This window comes from Rhodococcus antarcticus (assembly GCF_026153295.1).
Lineage (GTDB): Bacteria > Actinomycetota > Actinomycetes > Mycobacteriales > Mycobacteriaceae > Rhodococcus_D > Rhodococcus_D antarcticus.
This window is the reverse complement of the sequence record NZ_CP110615.1, coordinates 3,264,731-3,282,914: the sequence shown is the minus strand read 5'-3', so window position 1 is coordinate 3,282,914 and position 18,184 is coordinate 3,264,731. Positions and strand designations below refer to the sequence as shown.

20 protein-coding genes are annotated in these 18,184 nt (G+C 73.7%); 14 read left to right on the top strand and 6 right to left on the bottom strand.

The genetic code is table 11. The annotated features are described in order from the left end of the window. Positions 1–8 precede the first annotated feature (8 nt). From RHODO2019_RS16010 to RHODO2019_RS15990, 5 genes are all read right to left on the bottom strand, one after another. Positions 9–1,319: an SAM-dependent methyltransferase gene (locus tag RHODO2019_RS16010; RefSeq protein ID WP_265382715.1), complete on the bottom strand. Its 1,311-nt coding sequence runs from the start codon at positions 1,317–1,319 to the stop codon at positions 9–11. Next, positions 1,319–2,170 (bottom strand): DUF1365 domain-containing protein, encoded by an 852-nt coding sequence (locus RHODO2019_RS16005; RefSeq protein ID WP_265382714.1) that lies wholly within the window; start codon positions 2,168–2,170, stop codon positions 1,319–1,321. Before RHODO2019_RS16005 ends, RHODO2019_RS16010 begins: the two co-directional genes overlap by 1 nt. Then, on the bottom strand, positions 2,167–3,453 hold the full coding sequence (locus RHODO2019_RS16000; protein ID WP_354005543.1) for an NAD(P)/FAD-dependent oxidoreductase: 1,287 nt from the start codon (positions 3,451–3,453) through the stop codon (positions 2,167–2,169). The genes RHODO2019_RS16005 and RHODO2019_RS16000 overlap by 4 nt, the downstream gene beginning before the upstream one ends. Positions 3,454–3,583: 130 nt before the next feature. Beyond that, a complete protein-coding gene (locus tag RHODO2019_RS15995) occupies positions 3,584–4,273 on the bottom strand; it encodes an alpha/beta hydrolase (protein WP_265382712.1) in 690 nt (229 codons plus the stop codon). A gap of 273 nt (positions 4,274–4,546) precedes the next feature. Further along, a complete protein-coding gene (locus tag RHODO2019_RS15990; RefSeq protein WP_265382711.1) occupies positions 4,547–5,542 on the bottom strand; it encodes a hypothetical protein in 996 nt (331 codons plus the stop codon). A gap of 114 nt (positions 5,543–5,656) precedes the next feature. Here RHODO2019_RS15990 and msrA point away from each other — a divergent pair, with 114 nt between their 5' ends. Genes msrA through RHODO2019_RS15965 form a run of 5 tightly spaced genes read left to right on the top strand, consistent with a single transcriptional unit; the run spans position 5,657 to position 9,346 of the window. Continuing rightward, positions 5,657–6,385, top strand: coding sequence for a peptide-methionine (S)-S-oxide reductase MsrA (gene msrA, locus RHODO2019_RS15985; RefSeq protein WP_265382710.1), 729 nt, complete (start codon positions 5,657–5,659; stop codon positions 6,383–6,385). 7 nt (positions 6,386–6,392) lie between these two features. After that, positions 6,393–6,833: a hypothetical protein gene (locus RHODO2019_RS15980; protein WP_265382709.1), complete on the top strand. Its 441-nt coding sequence runs from the start codon at positions 6,393–6,395 to the stop codon at positions 6,831–6,833. 18 nt (positions 6,834–6,851) lie between these two features. Next, complete coding sequence (locus RHODO2019_RS15975; protein ID WP_265382708.1) at positions 6,852–7,730, top strand: DNA-formamidopyrimidine glycosylase family protein; 879 nt, start codon at positions 6,852–6,854, stop codon at positions 7,728–7,730. A 48-nt stretch (positions 7,731–7,778) separates the two neighbouring features. Continuing rightward, positions 7,779–8,132 carry a hypothetical protein gene (locus RHODO2019_RS15970; protein WP_265382707.1) on the top strand — a complete coding sequence of 118 codons (354 nt, stop codon included), beginning with the start codon at positions 7,779–7,781 and terminating at the stop codon, positions 8,130–8,132. A gap of 14 nt (positions 8,133–8,146) precedes the next feature. Then, positions 8,147–9,346, top strand: coding sequence for a sensor histidine kinase (locus RHODO2019_RS15965; protein ID WP_435532136.1), 1,200 nt, complete (start codon positions 8,147–8,149; stop codon positions 9,344–9,346). Positions 9,347–9,364: 18 nt separating this feature from the next. On the opposite strand, the gene RHODO2019_RS15960 is transcribed toward RHODO2019_RS15965, so the two are convergent. Then, positions 9,365–9,586, bottom strand: a complete 222-nt coding sequence (locus tag RHODO2019_RS15960; RefSeq protein WP_265382706.1) for a hypothetical protein — start codon at positions 9,584–9,586, stop codon at positions 9,365–9,367. 91 nt (positions 9,587–9,677) lie between these two features. Here RHODO2019_RS15960 and RHODO2019_RS15955 point away from each other — a divergent pair, with 91 nt between their 5' ends. From RHODO2019_RS15955 to RHODO2019_RS15915, 9 genes are all read left to right on the top strand, one after another. Further along, positions 9,678–10,532 carry a S49 family peptidase gene (locus RHODO2019_RS15955; protein WP_265382705.1) on the top strand — a complete coding sequence of 285 codons (855 nt, stop codon included), beginning with the start codon at positions 9,678–9,680 and terminating at the stop codon, positions 10,530–10,532. A gap of 94 nt (positions 10,533–10,626) precedes the next feature. Next, positions 10,627–10,764: a hypothetical protein gene (locus tag RHODO2019_RS15950; protein ID WP_265382704.1), complete on the top strand. Its 138-nt coding sequence runs from the start codon at positions 10,627–10,629 to the stop codon at positions 10,762–10,764. Next, a complete protein-coding gene (locus RHODO2019_RS15945; RefSeq protein WP_265382703.1) occupies positions 10,761–11,306 on the top strand; it encodes an ESX secretion-associated protein EspG in 546 nt (181 codons plus the stop codon). Before RHODO2019_RS15950 ends, RHODO2019_RS15945 begins: the two co-directional genes overlap by 4 nt. A 171-nt stretch (positions 11,307–11,477) precedes the next feature. Next, a complete protein-coding gene (locus RHODO2019_RS15940) occupies positions 11,478–12,290 on the top strand; it encodes a LytR/AlgR family response regulator transcription factor (RefSeq protein ID WP_265382702.1) in 813 nt (270 codons plus the stop codon). Then, the gene (locus RHODO2019_RS15935; RefSeq protein WP_435532135.1) at positions 12,287–12,661 is read left to right on the top strand and encodes a hypothetical protein; all 375 of its coding nucleotides are present in this window, start codon (positions 12,287–12,289) and stop codon (positions 12,659–12,661) included. Before RHODO2019_RS15940 ends, RHODO2019_RS15935 begins: the two co-directional genes overlap by 4 nt. A gap of 30 nt (positions 12,662–12,691) precedes the next feature. After that, positions 12,692–14,401: a sodium/solute symporter gene (locus RHODO2019_RS15930; protein WP_265382701.1), complete on the top strand. Its 1,710-nt coding sequence runs from the start codon at positions 12,692–12,694 to the stop codon at positions 14,399–14,401. A gap of 369 nt (positions 14,402–14,770) precedes the next feature. Then, positions 14,771–15,631, top strand: coding sequence for a type IV toxin-antitoxin system AbiEi family antitoxin domain-containing protein (locus RHODO2019_RS15925; RefSeq protein WP_265382700.1), 861 nt, complete (start codon positions 14,771–14,773; stop codon positions 15,629–15,631). Between the two features lie 455 nt (positions 15,632–16,086). Further along, on the top strand, positions 16,087–16,449 hold the full coding sequence (locus RHODO2019_RS15920) for a DUF485 domain-containing protein (RefSeq protein WP_265382699.1): 363 nt from the start codon (positions 16,087–16,089) through the stop codon (positions 16,447–16,449). Further along, positions 16,446–18,071 carry a monocarboxylic acid transporter gene (locus RHODO2019_RS15915; RefSeq protein ID WP_265382698.1) on the top strand — a complete coding sequence of 542 codons (1,626 nt, stop codon included), beginning with the start codon at positions 16,446–16,448 and terminating at the stop codon, positions 18,069–18,071. Before RHODO2019_RS15920 ends, RHODO2019_RS15915 begins: the two co-directional genes overlap by 4 nt. Positions 18,072–18,184: the final 113 nt, after the last annotated feature.

Genomic DNA, 18,184 nt, shown 5'->3' with positions numbered 1-18,184 from the left:
CGGCCCGATCATTCACGACCGAGGCTGAGCTGCCACACGTCGAGGTAGCGGGTGGCGAAGCCCGCCTCGCAGTACCCGAGGTAGAAGTCCCACATGCGCACGAACGTCTCGTCGAAGCCCAGGGCCTCGACCTCGGCCTGCTGGGCCAGGAACGTCTCGCGCCAGCGGGCCAGGGTGCGGGCGTAGCTCAGCCCGAGGCGGCGGGACTCCACCACCTTGAGCGTGGTGTGGGCGTCGTTCACCTCGTCGATGGCCTGCAGGCTCGGGATGATGCCGCCCGGGAAGACGTACTTGTGGATCCAGCTGTAGCTGCCCGCGGTGGCAAGCATGCGGTCGTGCGGCATGGTGATGGTCTGCAGGCCGAAGCGGCCGCCCGGCTTGAGCAGCGAGTCGACCGTCCGGAAGTACTCCGGCCAGAACTCCTTGCCCACGGCCTCGATCATCTCGACGCTGACCACGGCGTCGAAGGTGCCGGTGACCTCGCGGTAGTCCTGCAGCCGCACCTCGATCTTCTCGCCGAGCCCGGCGGCGGCGATCCGCGCGTCGGCCAGGCTCTTCTGCTCCGCCGAGAGGGTCACGGTGAGCACCGTGGCACCGCGCTGGGCGGCGCGGATGGCCAGGCCACCCCAGCCGCTGCCGATCTCCAGCACCGAGCTGCCCTCGCCCACCCGGGCCAGGTCGAGGATGCCGTCGATCTTGCGCTCCTGGGCGACCTGCATGTCCTCGCCGTCGTCGGGCTGGCCCTGGGCGGCGAACCACGCCGACGAGTAGCTCATCGTCTCGTCGAGGAAGGTCTGGAACAGGTCGTTGGAGAGGTCGTAGTGGCGGTGGATGTTCTCCCGCGAACCCTCCAGGTCGTTGACCTCGGTGGACGGGGTGCGCCGGTCGACCACGCGCCGGAAGCGCTGCAGCGGGGCGGGGATGAGGGCCCCCATCCGGGCGGCCATGGGGCCGAGCACGCCGGGGAGGTCGTCGGAGTCCCAGTCGCCCACCATCCACGCCTCGCCCAGCCCGATGAGCCCGTCGGAGCCCAGCCGCTGGAAGAACTCGTCGGGACGGATGAGGCGCAGCACCGGCGAGTCCGCGCCGCCCGCACCCCGTCGGGTGCCGTCCGGGAAGGTGACGCGCAGGTTCAGCGGGTCGACGGCGCGCAGGAACAGCGACTTCGCGACGCGGGCGCGCACGGTGTTGGCCGGCGGGGTGGCCAGGCCGGGCCAGTGCCCCTCGGCCGGACGCGGGATGACGTGCGCGGCCGGTGCCTTCGTGCTCTTGGTCGAGGATGTGGACTTCTCCGTGCGATCCGGGGTGGAGGTGCTCATCACCGGACTCCTTCCCAGCTGGATCGACGTGGGTGCGGCTGCACGGGCAGGGAGCCCGTGCGGCGACCCCGCAGCCAGAGGTGGATCCCCTGGCGGCGGATGAGCGTGCTGACGCGGAGGCTCGGCCACGTGTGGCGGACGAGCGTGCTCAGCACCGTGGCGGTGGTGGCGGGCAGCAGGTGCCCGCGCAGGGTGGCCGAGAAGGGGCGGGTGGCCCGGTCCGGGTCTGCGGCCGGTTCGGCCCGCTCGGTGGTGGGATCGGCGGCTGCGGCCGGCAGGTTGAGCACGATCGACACCTCGAGGGTGTCCGCCGGGTCGCTGATCCGCATCTCGTAGTGCCCGGCCGTGGTGAAGAACGGCGACACGGGGAACGTCTTGTCCACCTGCGCCCGGCCGTCGGCGTCGCGGTGCACGGCGTAGACGTGGCGCCCGCCGTAGGTGTTGTGCACCTCGGCCAGCACCAGGCTGGTGGTGCCGGTCGCGTCCTGCAGCCAGTGCACCGAGATCGGGTTGAACACGTGGCCCAGGGTGCGCGGCTGGGCCAGGGTCAGCACCCGGTGCGGGCGCGGCTGGTCGTGCTCGGCGCACCAGCGGTCCACGGCGGCGCGCAGGGTGGGGGCGGAGCCGTCGAAGTGGTCGGCCGCGCGGAACTCCGCGAGCACCCGCAGCACGCGGGGCAGGGCGAGCGGACGGCCACCGGGGTCGAGCTGGTCGAGGTCCACCAGCCAGGGCCGCACCGGGGTGGAGAAGACGTGGTCGAACGGAGCGCGCCGCGCGTGGCCCACGACCGCCTCGTACATCCACGGTCCGGTGCCGGTGCGCCCGCTGGTGCGCGCCGGGTGCACGGTCACCACTGCTCCTCCGACCAGCTCGATCCCAGCGACGCCGCGGCGCGGGCCCCGGCCAGGCAGCCGTCCTCGTGGAAGCCCCACCCGTGGTACGCCCCGGCGAACGCCGTGCGCCCGTCGTTGAGCCCGGGCAGCCGGCTCTGCGCCGCCACCGACTCCAGGGTGTAGATCGGGTGGGTGTAGTCCATCCGGGCGATCACCGAGGCCGGGTCGACGTCGGCGGTCTGGTTCAGCGTCACCACGTAGGTGTCGTCGGCGTGCAGGCGCTCGAGGACGTTCATGTCGTAGCTCAGCGCGGTGCGCTCGCCATTCTCGCCGGAGGTGCAGCTGGGCATGCGGTAGTTCCACGCGGCCCGGGCGGCGAGATGGGTCGGCAGCAGGGAGGTGTCGCGGTGCAGCAGCGTCTCGTTGTGCGAGTAGCCGAACGCGCCGAGCACCTCCTGCTCCGCGGGGGTCGGGTCCGTGAGCAGCCCCAGCGCGGTGTCGGCGTGCGTGGCCACCACGACCTTGTCGACGGCGTGCGTGGCACCGGTGACGTCGGTGACCTCGACGCCATCGGGGTGCCGACGGATGCTGCGCACCGCGGTGGACAGGCGGGTGGCGGGCAGCGCGGCGGTCACCTTCTCGACGTAGGTCCGCGACCCACCGGTGACCGTGCGCCAGGCCGGCGACCCGCCGACCGAGAGCAGACCGTGGTTCGCGAGGAACGTGAACAGGTACTTCGCCGGGTACTGCAGCGAGGTCGCGGGTCCGGCCGACCACACCGCGGAGACGAACGGCAGCATGAAGTGCCGGACGAAGTAGTCGGAGTAGCCGCCGAGCTCGAGGAACCCGCCCAGGGTCAGCCCGTCGAGCTGGTCGGAGGCGAGCACCCGGTGGGCCTGGCGGTGGAACCGCTTCACCTCGAGCAGCATCCTCAGGTAGCGCGGGTTCGCGGTGGAGGGCGAGCCGAAGATCTTGCGCAGGCCGCCGCCGCCGGCGTACTCGAGGCCGCAGCCGTCGCAGTGCACCGACATCGTCATCTCCGACTCCTGCGTCGGCACGTCGAGCTCGGCGAACAGCTTCAGCAGCGTCGGGTAGGTGCGGCGGTTGTGGACGATGAACCCGGAGTCCACGGCGATGGTGCGGCCGGAGGAGTCCAGGACGTCGTGGGTGTGGGCGTGGCCGCCGAAGCGGTCGTCGGACTCGAACAGGGTGACGTCGTGGGTGCGGCTGAGCGAGTACGCCGCGGTCAGCCCGGCCACCCCGGAACCGACGACGGCGACCGTCTCTCGCTGCGCACTCACGGGGGTCCTCCTGGGGGCTCGGCGGCCGGTTCGGAAGATCATCCCGGCTCTGGAGGGTCGTTCGCGCACCAGGGGTCGACGGTTCGGCCGGAACCTGGGAAGTGGCTGAGGGTCCGGCAGGGACCAGCGCTCAGGCCGGCAGCTCGGGCAGGGGCACCGCGAGCTCGCCCCGCGCCCCCGCGGCGAACGCCTCCACGAGCAACGGGTCCACCCCCAGCCCGAGCACGGCCGCCCCGGCCAGCACGGCCAGGCGGTGCCAGCGCCGCGCGTGCCGGAACATCGTGTGGTTGTCGCCCTCCACCACGAAGCGGGCCAGCCGCTCGGGCACGCCGCGGGCGCGACGGGCCCAGTCGGCCGAGAGGTCCGTGTGCACCCAGCGGTCCTGCGTGCCGTGGGCGAGGACCACGGTGCGCCCGGTCACCGCCTGCACGCCGTCCTCCTCGGGCAGCCACGGCGCCATGCCCACCACGCCGGTGACGCGCGGGTGGTCGGCAGCGGCGATCGCGGCCCGGCCACCCATGGAGTGCCCGACCAGCACCACCGGGGCGTCGCCGGGCATCGCGTCCAGCACGGTGCGGACGTCCTGCGCCGGGTCCTGGTCCGGGGCGTTCCAGCCGCGGTGGCGGTACTGCACCGTGCCGACGGACACGCTCGGCAGGCCGTCGGCGAGCGCGGTCGCGAACGGTCGCATCCGCAGCTGGCCGAAGCTCAGGGCCGACGGCCGGGTCTGCGAGCGGGCCTTGCCCCCGGGCAGCACGAGCGCGACGGGGGCGGACGGCGACAGCTGGCGCAACCACGTGACGTGGGGGAGGTCGTTCACGTTTCCATCATCACCGAGTGCTGGGCGCAGCGCTCGTGCGCGGGGAGTGACCCGTGCCCCACCCGCGCACGGACCCGTGCCCGCGCGGCCGACCGGAGCACGCCGGCTCAAGACCGCGGTCGAAGCGTCGGGCCGGACGTTCGGGCCGGAGGCGGTGTACTTCCCGCAGGACTCGTACTGGACGCTCCGCGGCGGGCTCCTGCTGACGCAGGTGCTGGGCCAGCTCGTCGACCAGGGCGCGACCAGGTCGTGGCGGACCGCACCGGGTGTGGGCTACACCGGTGCGGCGGACCTCCCCCCCTTGTCCGGCTCGAGGGGTCTCACCCGCAGCGTCGCGCAACCGGTGCCCGAGGTCCGGACCGCTCCCGAGACCGCCTCGTCGTCGAGGAAGGTGGTGTTGTCCTCGAGCAGCTCGGCGATGAGGGCGGCCTCCTCCCGCTCCCCCGAGCGGTAGGTCTGCAACCAGGGCAGGAACACGTCGTCTCCCGGGACGGAGAGCACGCCGGCGTCACACGCGACCCAGCGGCCACCGGGCCCGGGTGCACCGGCTTCGACGGTCAGCGCGAGCCCGGCGGTGGCGGTGTCGCCCCCGCCGCGCAGCGCGAAGTACGTGATGGCCACGATCACGACGACCGCAGCGACAACGGCGGCGACGAGCGCTAGCCACTTGCGGCCCCTGGGCTTGGCGCGGAAGTCCTGGAAGCTGTCGGGACCCTGGCGCGGGCTGAAGCCCTCGCCCGTGTTCCACGGCGGGGCGGTGCCGCCCGGCCGCCACGGGGGCGGTGGGCCCGACGGCCCCGGGGAGGCCTGCCACGGCGGGCTGCCGGGGGCGAAGTCCTGGACCGGCGGCAGCGCCCCGGCGCGGACCACCTGCGTGCGGTCGGAGTCGGGGTTGACCACCTGGGTGCGGTCGGAGTCCGCGGGCGGGACGCCGCGCACGACTTGGGTGCGGTCGGAGTCGGGGTTGACCACCTGGGTGCGGTCGGAGTCCGCGGGCGGGGCGCCGCGCACCACCTGGGTGCGGTCGGAGTCCACGGGCGGGACGCCGCGCACCACCTGGGTGCGGTCGGCTGCGCCCGGCCCCTGGGGGCCGTCCTGGGGGTGCTCGCCCCAGCGGAACGGGGGCGGGAACGGGTTGGACCCGCCCGCGGCCGAGCCGCTGCCGGAGCCGGCGAGGAGCTCGTCGCGCTGGGTGCGGTACTCCGGCGCCGAGATGCGCCCGGCCGCCACGTCGGCGTCCAGCGCGTTCATCTCGTCCTGCCAGGCCACCCCGGGTCCCCCTCGAGCTGTCGTCTCGGCGATCGGCGTTGATTGTCACACGGTCGTCACCGCCGTGGACGAGCTCCACCGGTTCCGAACCAGGTCCGGGCGTAGAATTCACCCATGACCTGGTTGGAGAACATCTTCGGTGGACCCTCGAGCACGGTGACCGCGGAGTCCGCGCTGCCCGGCCGCTCGACCCCGCTCAGCGTGCCGGAGACGCACGTCGTCACCGGCCACCGCATCCAGCCGCCCTTCCCGGAGGGCATGCAGACCGCCGTCGTGGCGGCGGGGTGCTTCTGGGGCGTCGAGAAGGAGCTGTGGCAGCACGAGGGCGTGTACTCCACCGCCGCGGGCTACGCCGGGGGCTTCACCGAGAACCCCACCTACGAGGAGACGTGCACCGGGCGCACCGGGCACACCGAGGCGGTCCTCGTGGTCTTCGACCCCGCCGTCATCGACTACGAGCACGTGCTCAAGGCGTTCTGGGAGGAGCACGACCCCACCCAGCTGAACCGCCAGGGCGCGGACCGCGGGACCCAGTACCGCTCGGCGGTCTTCGCGACGGACGCGCACCAGCTCGAGGTCGCGACGGCGTCCCGCGACGCGTACCAGCAGGCGCTGACCGCGGCGGGCCACGGCCAGATCACCACCGAGATCGCCCCGCTCGACACGTTCTACTACGCCGAGGACTACCACCAGCAGTACCTGGCCAAGAACCCGCACGGCTACTGCCCCGTGAACTCCACGGGGGTGAGCTGCCCCATCGGGCTCGGCGTGCCGGCCGACGAGAACGGCCCCACCGTCGCGCAGACCGACGTGGTGCCGCCCACCTCGGTGCGCTCGAGCTGAGGTCACGGTGGCCCGCCTGGTGCACGACCGTGACGGCCGAGCCTGGACCGTGTCCTCGCGGGCGCACCTCGTCGGCCCCGGTGCCTCCCAGGCGCCTGTCGAGCGGTCCGACGCGGTGCTGCGCACCGTGCTGCTGGGGACGTCCGCCCTGCTGGTGGTCGTCGTCCTGCTGAGCACCCCGGCGTCCCTGTGGCTCCCGGGCTGGGTCGTGGGTCCGGTGCTCCTCGCGGCAGGTGCCGTGGTGGCGACCTGGGCGCTCGGCCGCCCCTTCAGCGTCAACGCCGCCACCGCGGGCACGGTCGAGAACGACGCGGCCGCCGAGGACGTCCGCTGGGTCACGGGCCCGTGGTCGGCACGGCGCGAGGTGCGGGCGCTGTCCGCGGAGCTCGAGGCCTGGAGCACGCACCCCGGGCGCGACCTGGCCGGGGACCTCCCCTTCCGCGCCTGAGCGGGGCAGACTCCCCCCGTGCCCGAGCTCCCCGAGGTCGAAGCCCTCGCCCACCACCTGCGCGAGCACGCGGTGGGTCTGCCGGTCGGCCGCGTCGACGTCGCGACGCTCACGGCGCTGAAGACCTTCGACCCCCCGGTGACGGCGCTGGTGGGGACCACCGTCACCGGCTCGCGCCGGCTCGGCAAGCACCTCGACCTCGAGTGCACCGCCCCCGACGGGACCGTGCTGCACCTGGTGGTGCACCTCATGCGGGCGGGGTGGCTGCGCTGGTCGGAGTCGCTGTCCGCCGTGCCCCCCAGGCCCGGGAAGGGACCGCTCGCCCTGCGGGTGCACCTCGGCACACCGCCCGGCGCCCCCGGCTTCGACCTGACCGAGGCGGGCACGCAGCGCCGGCTGGGGGTGTGGGTGGTCCGCGACCCGGCCGACGTGCCCGGGGTGGCCAAGCTCGGTCCGGACGCGCTCTCCCTGGGTCTGGCCGAGCTGGCCGCGCTGCTCGGCGGGCGCGCGGAGCGGGTGAAGACCGTGCTGACCGACCAGTCGGTGCTGGCCGGGGTGGGCAACGCCTACTCCGACGAGATCCTGCACACCGCGAGGCTGTCGCCGTTCGCCACCACCGGCAAGCTGGACGCCGACCAGCTCGAGCGGCTGCACACCGCGCTGGTCGACGTGCTCGCCTCGGCGGTGGACCGGTCGGTGGGCCAGGGAGCGGCCAGCCTCAAGGGTGAGAAGCGCTCCGGCTTGCGGGTGCACGCCCGCACCGGGCTGCCGTGCCCGGTGTGCGGGGACACCGTTCGCGAGGTGTCCTACGCCAGCAAGAGCTTCCAGTACTGCCCCACCTGCCAGACCGGTGGAAAGCCGCTGGCCGATCGGCGGATGAGCCGCCTGCTGCGCTGAGCGCCGCTCCGGGTGGCGCACGGGGGCCCCGCTCGACAGGCTGGTGCCATGGCTGACGACGAGGACAACGACCTGAACCAGGACCTGAACGAGGAGACGCTGGACGCCAGCGAGGCCTCCGACTCCGACGAGCTCGGTGAGCGTGTCGGCGACGACGGCTACGACGCCCCCGACGGGTGGTCGGGCGCGAACCGCACCGGCACGACGGAGAACGAGGAGCTCGAGGGCGAGAGCCTGGACGAGAAGCTCGCCGAGGAGCGCCCGGACACCCCCCTCGAGGAGCAGCCGGCCGTGCCCGTGGCGGCGCGCCCGGAGTCCGAGCTCGACGAGAGCGTCGACGAGGTGGTCGACGACGAGGCCGCCGACGTCGAGGACACGACCGACCTGGTCCCCGAGGCCTGACCCGCACCGGTCCCGTGCTCACCGCCGTCAGCGTCGCCGCGCTCGTCGTCGCTGCCGTGGTGGTCGTCCTGCTCATCCGTCGGCTGCGGGACCGGCGGGGGTTCTCGAGCCCGCTGGAGCGGGTGGTGCACGACACCCTGCACACTGCCTCGCAGGCCGCGACGGCGCTGCGGCGCGGGCTGTCGGCCGAGTCCGCCACCGTGGCCGCGCCGCACCTGCGGGCCCTGCTCGGCACGGCGGCCACCGCGCTCACCGACGCCCGCGGCGAGCTGCTCGCGTGGCACGGGGGCGGCGAGCAGCACGCCGAGGACCTGCTGACCGCCGCCCGGCGGGCGCTCGAGACCTCCCGCCGGGCACTGGTCCCGCACGCGGACGTCGACTGCGGCCGGCTCGGCTGCGCGGTCCGCGCACTGGTCGTCGTCCCGCTGGTCCTGGAGGACACCGGCGTGGTGGGGGTGCTCGGCGCGGTGAGCACCTCCGAAGCCGGACCGGGGCTGCTGCGCACGGCCGACGAGGTGGCCCGCTACGCCGCCACCCAGATCGAGCTGGCCGAGCTGGACGACTCCCGCAACGCCCTCGCGAGCGCCGAGGTCCGGGCCCTGCGCGCGCAGATCAGCCCGCACTTCCTCTACAACGCCCTGACCACCATCGCCTCCTTCGTCCGCACCGACCCCGAGCGGGCCCGGGAGCTGGTCCTGGAGTTCGCGGACTTCACCCGCTACTCGTTCCGCACGGCCGGGGAGTTCACCACCCTGGCCGACGAGCTGCGCAACATCGACCGCTACCTGACCCTCGAGCGCGCCCGCTTCGGCTCGCGGCTGCAGGTCCGTCTGCAGGTGGCCCCGGAGGTGCTGGGGGTGGTGCTGCCGTTCCTGGCGCTGCAGCCGCTGGTGGAGAACGCGGTGCGGCACGGGCTCTCGGGCAGCGCGAACGGCGGCACCGTCACGGTCGTCGCCGAGGACGCCGGCACGGAGTGCGTCATCAGCGTCGAGGACGACGGGGTGGGGATGGACCCCGCGCGGCTGCAGCCGGGCGGCGACCTGAGCACCGCCGAGGCCCACTCGTCCGGCACGCACGTCGGACTGGGCAACGTCGACGACCGGCTCCGGGCCGCGTTCGGCGACGACTACGGGCTGGTGGTCGAGACCGCGCTGGGTGCGGGAACGAAGGTCAGCCTGCGGGTGCCCAAGTTCCGCGCCGGCGTGCGGTCGTAGGGCAAGCGCGGTCCGCGCTCAGCGGTGCGGTCGCCGCAGGGTCGTGTGACGCCGGACCTGCCGGTGCCGCTCCACCCTCCGGTGGCGGTGGACCTCGACGAGGATCCCCTCCCACACGCGTGGTGGCGGGGCCGCGTCGCGGAGCAGCGGGGCGCCCACCAGGACGGGGCGGGCGTCCCGGCAGGGCGGGCAGGCCAGCAGGTGGACAGCCAGGACGGGGTCGAGCACGGGGGGTCGCACGGGCACGTCCTGCGGGGTCGGGGGTGGTGGTCGCTGGTGGTTCGGCCCGCGGTGGGCAGCCGGTTCGCACGGGCGTCCGTACGCTCGACGAATGGTCAAGCTGCCCTCGTCGCTGTCGTCGAACTTGCCCGCGCGGTTGTCCGGGACGGCGGGCCCCGTCGTCACCGTGGTGCGGCTGCACGGTGTGATCGCCTCCGGCGCAGCGGGTCTCGGACGGACACAGCTCAACATCGACTCCGTCGAGGGGCCGCTGAAGCGCGCGTTCGCGGCCGACGGGCTGCAGGCCGTGGCGCTGGCCGTCAACTCACCGGGCGGGTCGCCGACGCAGAGCGCGCTCATCGGCGACCGGGTCCGCCAGCTCGCCGCCGAGCACGAGGTGCCGGTGCTCGCGTTCTGCGAGGACGTCGCCGCGTCGGGGGGATACTGGCTGGCCTGCGCCGCCGACGAGATCTTCGCGACGCCCACGTCGATGCTCGGCTCCGTGGGTGTGGTCAGCTCGGGGTTCGGGCTCACCGGGCTGATCGACAAGCTCGGCGTGGAGCGGCGCCTGCACACCCAGGGCGCCAACAAGGCCCGGCTGGACCCCTTCTCGCCGGAGAAGATCGAGGACGTCGACTGGCTGCTGGGGATGCAGGAGTCCATCCACACCGAGTTCAAGGCCTGGGTGCGCCAGCGGCGGGGCGCCGCGCTCGTCGGCACCGACGACGAGCTGTTCACGGGCGAGGTGTGGACCGGTCGGCGGGCCGTGGAGCTGGGTCTGGCCGATGCCCTGGGCACCCTGCGGGGGGTGCTCGCCGAGCGCTTCCCGGACGCGGAGGTCCGGATGACCTCGCGCACGAAGTCGTTGGCCGCGAGGCTGGGTCTGCCCGGTGCGGCGGCCTCGGCGGTGGGCTCGGTGGTCGCGGCGGTGGAGGACCGGGCGGCCTGGGCGCGCTGGGGCCTCTGAGCGGTCCGGCGGAACCGGTGCAGGCAGTGGGGCCGGAGCCGGTGCGGCGGTCGGTGGCGGAGCGGCGGGTGCCCGGGGTGCGTCCGGGGGCGGCATGGGTGCCGGTGGCCGGGGCGCCAAGGGCCAGGAGGACTTCGAGCACGACACGCTCAGCTACCTCATCACCGAGGAGAACGGCTCGGAGCTGGTGGGCGAGCTCCCCAAGGTCGCCCCAGCGGTCATCGGCGAGTGAACGGCCAGCGGTGGCGCCTCACCCCCGAGGAGGTCCAGGTCGTCTGGCCACTGACGGGGGTCAGCCGCCTGCCGTTCCCCTTCGACGTCCGTCCCACGGCCGCGACGGTGGACGAGCAGCGTGCAGTGGACGCTGCGGCACGCGCACGGCTTGCGACCGGCCACGTGCTCGCCGGCGGCCGGCTCGACCCCGACCTGCACAGCGCGCTGCTCGTCCTGGTCCGGCCCCGTGCAGCGCTGGACGCCGTCGGCTTCTTGGGTGATCGGCCGTCGGACCTGGTGCGGATCCTGGCGGCGCGCTCCGGCACCTCAGGCGTGCTCGCCGTCCAGCTCCCCGGCCTCGCCGAGGACGCCGGGGGCGACCTGCTGGGACAGACGGTGCCCGCCGCTGGGCTCCCCGCCGCGCCCGTCCGGGCGCTGCCGCCGGCACCACCTGGCCGCAGCGGTGCCGTGCGGGTGGGGCCGACCGGCGCGAGTGCCGCGTGCGCTGGTTCGACCGGCCGGGCGACGGCCGATACCTGCTGCGCCACGACGCCGACGTGACCGCCCAGCCCGCGAGCAGCACGGAGATCGTCGAGGCCGCCCGACAGCAGCTCGAGGGTCTCCTGCGCACGGTATGACCAGCGCGGACCGCGTTCACGGGTGCACACGTGCACGCAGGGCGGGTTGCTCACGTGGACAACTCGGGCACCCGGCGCGCACCATGACGACCCCGTGACCGACCTCGCTGCGACCAGCCCGCCCCCCGAGCGCGAGCCCGGGGCGCTCACCGTGCTCGCGGTCGACGACGAGCCCCCCGCCCTGGACGAGCTCGCCTACCTGCTGCGCGCCGACGGACGGGTCGGGCTGGTCCGGACAGCGGCCGACTCCACCACCGCGCTTCGACTGCTCAACTCCGGCGAGCTGCCCGCCGTCGACGTGGTGTTCCTCGACATCCGCATGCCCGGGCTGGACGGCCTTGAGCTGGCGCGCGTCCTCGCCGCCTTCGCCGACCCCCCGTCCGTCGTCTTCGTCACCGCCCACGACGACCGAGCCGTGGAGGCGTACGACATCGGGGCGGTGGACTACCTGCTCAAGCCGATCCGCGCCGAGCGCCTGGCGGAGTCGCTGCGCCGGATCGAGCGGCTGCGCGCCCCGGGCAGCCCCGCGGAGACCCCCGCCGACGACGTGGTTGCCGTCGAGCTGGGGGGCACCACCACGCTCGTGCCGCGCTCGGCCGTCCGGTGGGTCGAGGCGCAGGGCGACTACGCACGGCTGCACACCGCCACCGGGAGCCACCTCGTCCGCATCCCGCTCGCGGTCCTCGAGGAGCGCTGGGGCGACGCCGGCTTCGCCCGGGTGCACCGGTCCTACCTGGTGTCCCTGCCGCTGGTCACCGAGCTGCGGATGGTCGGTAGCGGGTACGTCGTCCGGCTCGGGCCGCCGCACGCCCCGGGAGCCGTGGAGCTCCCGGTCAGCCGTCGGCACACCCGCGAGCTCAAGGACGTGCTCGTGCGCACGGTGAAGCAGAGCTGGAGCGCCCGGTGACCGGCCCGGACCCCGCTCCCCGACGCGTGCGGGTGGTCCTGGCCGAGCGGCGTGGCTCGCGTCGGCTGGTGCGCACCCGGGCCGAGGTGGAGGACCAGACCGAGGTGGGCGACGTCCTGCTCCGCGGCCTGGTGCGCACCCAGCTGGGGCTCTCGCTGCGGCTGGCCGGGCTGGTGGTGGTGCTGCTCGGCGTGCTGCCCCTGCTGTTCGCCCTGGTCCCGGCCCTGGGATCGGTGCAGGTGCTGGGGGTGCGGCTGCCGTGGCTGCTGCTCGGACTGCTCGCCTACCCGTTCCTGGGCCTCGTCGGCTGGGCCCACACGGCGCTCGCCGAGCGGGTCGAGCAGGACTTCGCCGATCTCGTGGACGACTGAGGGTGGACGAGTGATGCCCGGCCGCGCCCGGTGACCGCGCCGCCGATCACCCTGGCCGCGATCGCGCTCGTCGCGGTGCTGACCGTCGGCGTGGGTGCCTACGGGGTGCGGATGGCCCGCACCACCTCGGACTTCCTCGTCGCCTCGCGCAGCGTGGGGCCGCGCACCAACGCCGCCGCCATCTCCGGGGAGTACCTCTCGGCGGCGTCCTTCCTGGGGGTGGCCGGGCTCGTCGCCAAGTACGGGGCCGACGCGCTCTGGTACCCGGTCGGGTTCACCGCCGGCTACCTCGCGCTGCTGCTGTTCGTCGCCGCCCCGCTGCGCCGATCGGGTGCGTACACGATCCCCGACTTCGCGGAGTTCCGGCTCGGCTCCACGCGGCTGCGCCGGTTGGCGACGCTCGTGGTGGTGCTCATCGGGTGGCTGTACCTGGTGCCCCAGCTGCAGGGCGCCGGACTGACCCTGCGAATCCTCACCGGGGCACCGAGCTGGGTGGGCGCGCTGGCGGTCGGGGTCGTGGTGGTGGCCAACGTGGCCGGGGGCGGCATGCGCTCCATCACCTTCGTCCAGGCTTTCCAGTACTGGCTCAAGCTCACGGCCATCGGGGTGCCGGCGATCGTCCTGCTGCTGCACCACGGGGCTGACTCCCGCCCCGTCGGCGCGCCGGTCCCGCCCACGGTGTCCGCCGAGACCCGGGTCGACGTGACCACGGACGTGGTGCTCGACGTGGCCCGGCCGGTGGTGGTGCAGCTGGACGGCGTGCCGACCCGGTTCGACGTCGGCCAGCACGAGGTTCGGGCCGGCACGGTGCTGACCCTGGCCGCCGGCTCCGACGTGCCCGTGGTGGACGGGGTGCCCACCACGGACGCGGCCTGGCTGCTGCCCTCGGGCGGGCTCGGCGGCGACCACCCGCTGTACGAGACCTACTCGCTGATCCTGGCCACGTTCCTCGGAACCATGGGTCTGCCGCACGTGCTCGTCCGCTTCTACACGAACGCCGACGGACGGGCCGCGCGCCGGACGACCTTGGTGGTGCTGGCCCTGCTCGGCGTGTTCTACCTGTTCCCGACGGTGCTGGGGGTGCTGTCCCGGCTGTACGTGCCGCAGCTGCTCGTCACCGGGACCACGGACGCGGCCGTCCTGCTGCTGCCGGGCGCGCTGCTCTCCGGTATCGGCGGGCAGCTGCTCGCGGCCCTCGTCGCGGCCGGCGCGGTGGCCGCGTTCCTCTCGACGTCGTCGGGCCTGGTCGTCAGCGTGGCGGGGGTGCTCTCGACGGACGTCCTCCGCGGGCGGGTGCGCGACTTCCGGGTGGCCGCGCTGCTGGCCGGGACCGTGCCGGTGGCACTGACGCTGGCGCTGGTGCGGCTGGACCTCTCGCAGACCGTCGGCCTGGCGTTCGCCGTCGCGGCCTCGACCTTCTGCCCGCTGCTGGTGCTCGGCATCTGGTGGCGCGAGCTCACGGCCGCCGGGGCGGCGGCGGGCCTGGTGGTGGGTGGGGCGCTGGCGGTCGCGGCCGTGGTGGCCTCGGTGGTCGACGGCGGGGCGCAGGGCTGGCTGGGCTCGGTGGTGAGCCAGCCGGCGGCGCTCAGCGTGCCCGCCGCGTTCCTCGTCATGATCGGCGTCTCGCTGGCCACCCGGGGCTCCGCTCCCCCCGACGTCGGCCGGCGGCTGTTGCGGATGCACGCCCCCGAGCGCCTCGGGATGGGCGTGGACCGCGACGTCGAGCGCTGGGGGGAGTAGGCCGCCGATCGGTCCGCCCGTCCCGCCGTCGTTCTGCCACACCCAACGCGGTCGCGCCCCGCTGGTCCGCCGTCCTTCTGCCCGCGCCCCCGCTGGTCCGCCCGCCGCCCCGCCCGCCGCCGATCGGTCCGCCCGCCCCGTCCCGCCCCGTCCCGCCCGTCCCGCCCGTCCCGCCCGCCGTCGTTCTGCCCGCGCCCCCGCTGGCCCGCCGTCGTTCTGCCACACCCAACGCGGTGCGGGGTGCGCACGGTGGTTGTGAGCCGATGAGTGTGGCGGAGTGACGGGTTGAGCTGTCCACAGCCCGCGTGGTTGTCCACAGGTCGGCATCGGGTGAGCCGCACCGACCCTGTGCCGGAGCAGGGTCGACCCGTGGACAGGTGGGGGCTGTGGACGCACGCCGAGCTCGACGCGGCCGGGGTGCCGCGGAGCACCGTCCGGGACCGGGTCCGCCGGGGCAGCCTCGTGCGCGTGCTTCCGGGTGTGTTCGCCTCGGGTGAGCTCGATGGTCGCGGGATGGCGCGGGCGGTGACGCTGTGGCGTCCGGACGCCGTCCTCAGCCACCGCACGGCCCTCTGGCTGTGGGGCCTGCACCCCGAACCCGAGTGGGTGGAGGCCACCGTTCCGCGTCGGACAAGTGTCCGTACGCCCCGCGGGGTGGTGCTGTACCGGCGGGACCTGCCCGCCGACGCCCGCAGCTCGGCCTGGGGACTCCCGGTCGTGACCGTCGAGCGAGCCCTGCTCGACGGGCTGGCCGTGGTGCACGGCACCGATGCGGACCTCCTGGTCGATCGGGCCCTCGGTCACGAGCTGAACCCGCACGTGGTGGCGGAGCGGATGGAGCGGGACGGGAAGCGGCGGGGGCGGCCGGCGGCTCGTCGTCAGCTCGCGCAGTGGCCGGGCATCGTCGACTCCAAACCCGAGCGGCGCCTGGGCCGTGCCCTCAGGGCCCGAGGGTGGCGCCTCGAGACGGGAGCCCGGGTGCTCGGCGGGTACCGGGTCGACTTCCTGCACCGGCCCACGAGCACCGCGGTCGAGGTGGACGGGAGGGAGTTCCACAGTGATCCGACCACGTTCGTCCGGGACCGGTGGCGGCAGAACACGATCCAGCGAGGCGGGTTGTTGGTGCTGCGCTACGCCGCTGCCTCGGTCCTCGCGGACGTGGACGGGGTCGCCGAGGACGTCGTGGCAGCGCTGGGCGAGCGTCCACGTCGGCGGTGGTCGTCGTTCTGACACACCGAACGGCAACCGCCGCGCAGGCGAGCGTCGAGGGCAGATGAAGGTGCGGAAACGACGGGTGGGCGGCCGGAACGACGGGCGGCCGGCCGGACGGGCGGGTACGGGTACGGGTGCTCGGCCGGCCGGACGGGCGGGTACGGGTGCTCGGCGGACCGAGACGACGGGCACGGCGGACCGAGACGACGGGCACGGCGGACCGAGACGACGGGCACGGCGGACCGAAACCACGGGCACGGCGGGGCACGGCCAGGCGCGGCGGTGGCGGCGGCGCGCGTGGCGAGCTGTGACGGGGACCACTCAGCGCGGCCCGCCGACCGCCTGCCGACGGCTCGTGCAGCCCGCCGACCAGCATCGTCGTGGACCTGCCCCGAGGGCGCCCGCCTCCCTACGTTCAGCGCAGCCGCACGCCGTGACGACCGTCACGCAGCAGGTACGACGAGGAGGACAGCGTGAGCACCGTCGACGAGAAGCCGGACCAGGGCCCCGGCCCGAGGACCCCGGACGACCAGGCGTTCCTGGACATGCAGGCCAGCCCGGAGTTCCAGGAGCTGCGCAGCCGGCTGCGGAAGTTCGTCTTCCCGATGACCGGCCTGTTCCTCGCCTGGTACCTGCTCTACGTCCTGCTCGCCGACTACGCGCACGACTTCATGGCGACCAAGCTCGTCGGCAACATCAACGTCGGCCTCGTCCTCGGTCTGCTGCAGTTCGTGTCGACCTTCGTCATCACCGGTCTCTACGTGCGCTTCGCCAACCGCGACATCGACCCGCGCGCCACCGCCATCCGTGAGCAGCTCGAGGGGGTGCGGCGATGAGCGCGGTGCTCGCCCAGGCGGCGGCCGCGGACCTCGGCAGCCCGCTGGTCAACATCCTCATCTTCGCCGGGTTCGTGGTGTTCACGCTGGTCATCGTGTTCCGGGCCAGCCACAACAACAAGACCGCGGCCGACTACTACACCGGCGGGAGCTCGTTCTCGGGTGCGCAGAACGGTGTCGCCATCTCCGGTGACTACCTCTCGGCGGCGAGCTTCCTCGGCATCGCGGGCGCCATCGCGGTCTACGGCTACGACGGCTTCCTCTACTCCATCGGCTTCCTCGTCGCGTGGCTGGTGGCCCTGCTGCTGGTGGCCGAGCTGCTGCGCAACACCGGCCGCTTCACCATGGCCGACGTGCTGAGCTTCCGGCTCAAGCAGGGCCCGGTGCGCACCGCGGCCGCGATCTCCACCCTGGCGGTCTCGCTGTTCTACCTGCTCGCCCAGATGGCCGGGGCCGGTGGCCTCGTGGCGCTGCTGCTGGGCATCAGCGACCGCGGCGGGCAGTCCGTCGTCATCGCCGTCGTCGGGCTGATCATGATCGCCTACGTCCTCATCGGCGGGATGAAGGGCACCACCTACGTCCAGATCATCAAGGCTGCGCTGCTCATCGTCGGCGCGGCGGTCATGACGGTCCTCGTGCTGGCCAAGGTCGGCTTCAACCTCTCCGAGCTGCTGGGCAACGCCCAGACGATGGCAAGCGCCGCGGCCAAGCCGAAGGACATCCTCGCTCCCGGCGCGCAGTACGGCGCCACGGGCACCTCCAAGCTGAACTTCCTGTCGCTGGCCATCGCGCTGGTGCTGGGCACCGCCGGGCTGCCGCACGTGCTCATGCGCTTCTACACCGTGCCCACGGCCAAGGAGGCCCGGCGCTCGGTGGTCTGGTCGATCGGCCTGATCGGGCTGTTCTACCTGTTCACGCTGGTGCTCGGATACGGCGCGGCCGCCCTGCTGGGGCCGGACAAGATCCTGGCCGCCCCCGGTGGCGTGAACTCCGCAGCGCCGCTGCTGGCCTTCGAGCTGGGCGGGACGATCTTCCTCGGCGTCATCGCCGCCGTCGCGTTCGCGACCATCCTCGCCGTGGTCGCCGGGCTCACGATCACGGCGTCGGCGTCGTTCGCGCACGACATCTACGCCAACGTGATCAAGAAGGGGAAGGTCGACGAGCGCAAGCAGATCGCCGTCTCGCGGATCACCGCCGTGGTCATCGGGATCGTGGCCATCGCCCTGGGCATCCTCGCGAACGGCCAGAACGTGGCCTTCCTCGTCGCCCTGGCCTTCGCGATCGCGGCGTCGGCGAACCTGCCGACCATCGTGTACTCGCTGTTCTGGAGGCGCTTCAACACCTCCGGCGCCCTGTGGAGCATCTACGGCGGGCTCATCAGCACCATCGGTCTGATCATCTTCTCCCCGGCCGTCTCCGGCTCCGCGACGTCGATGATCAAGGGGTCGGACTTCGCGTACTTCCCCCTTGCGAACCCCGGCATCGTCAGCATTCCGCTGGCGTTCGTCCTCGGCATCATCGGCACGCTGATCAGCTCGGACAAGGGCAGCGCCGCCAAGAACGCCGAGATGGAGGTGCGCTCGCTGACCGGGGTGGGGGTCGAGAAGGCGATCTCCCACTAGACCCACCCGCCCCACCCCGATCGGGAAGCACCCGTGGTCGCCGAGACCACGGGTGCTTCCCGTTCCGCCGTCGTGACGGGGTTGCGTGCGGTTCACCGCCAGGACACCCGGCC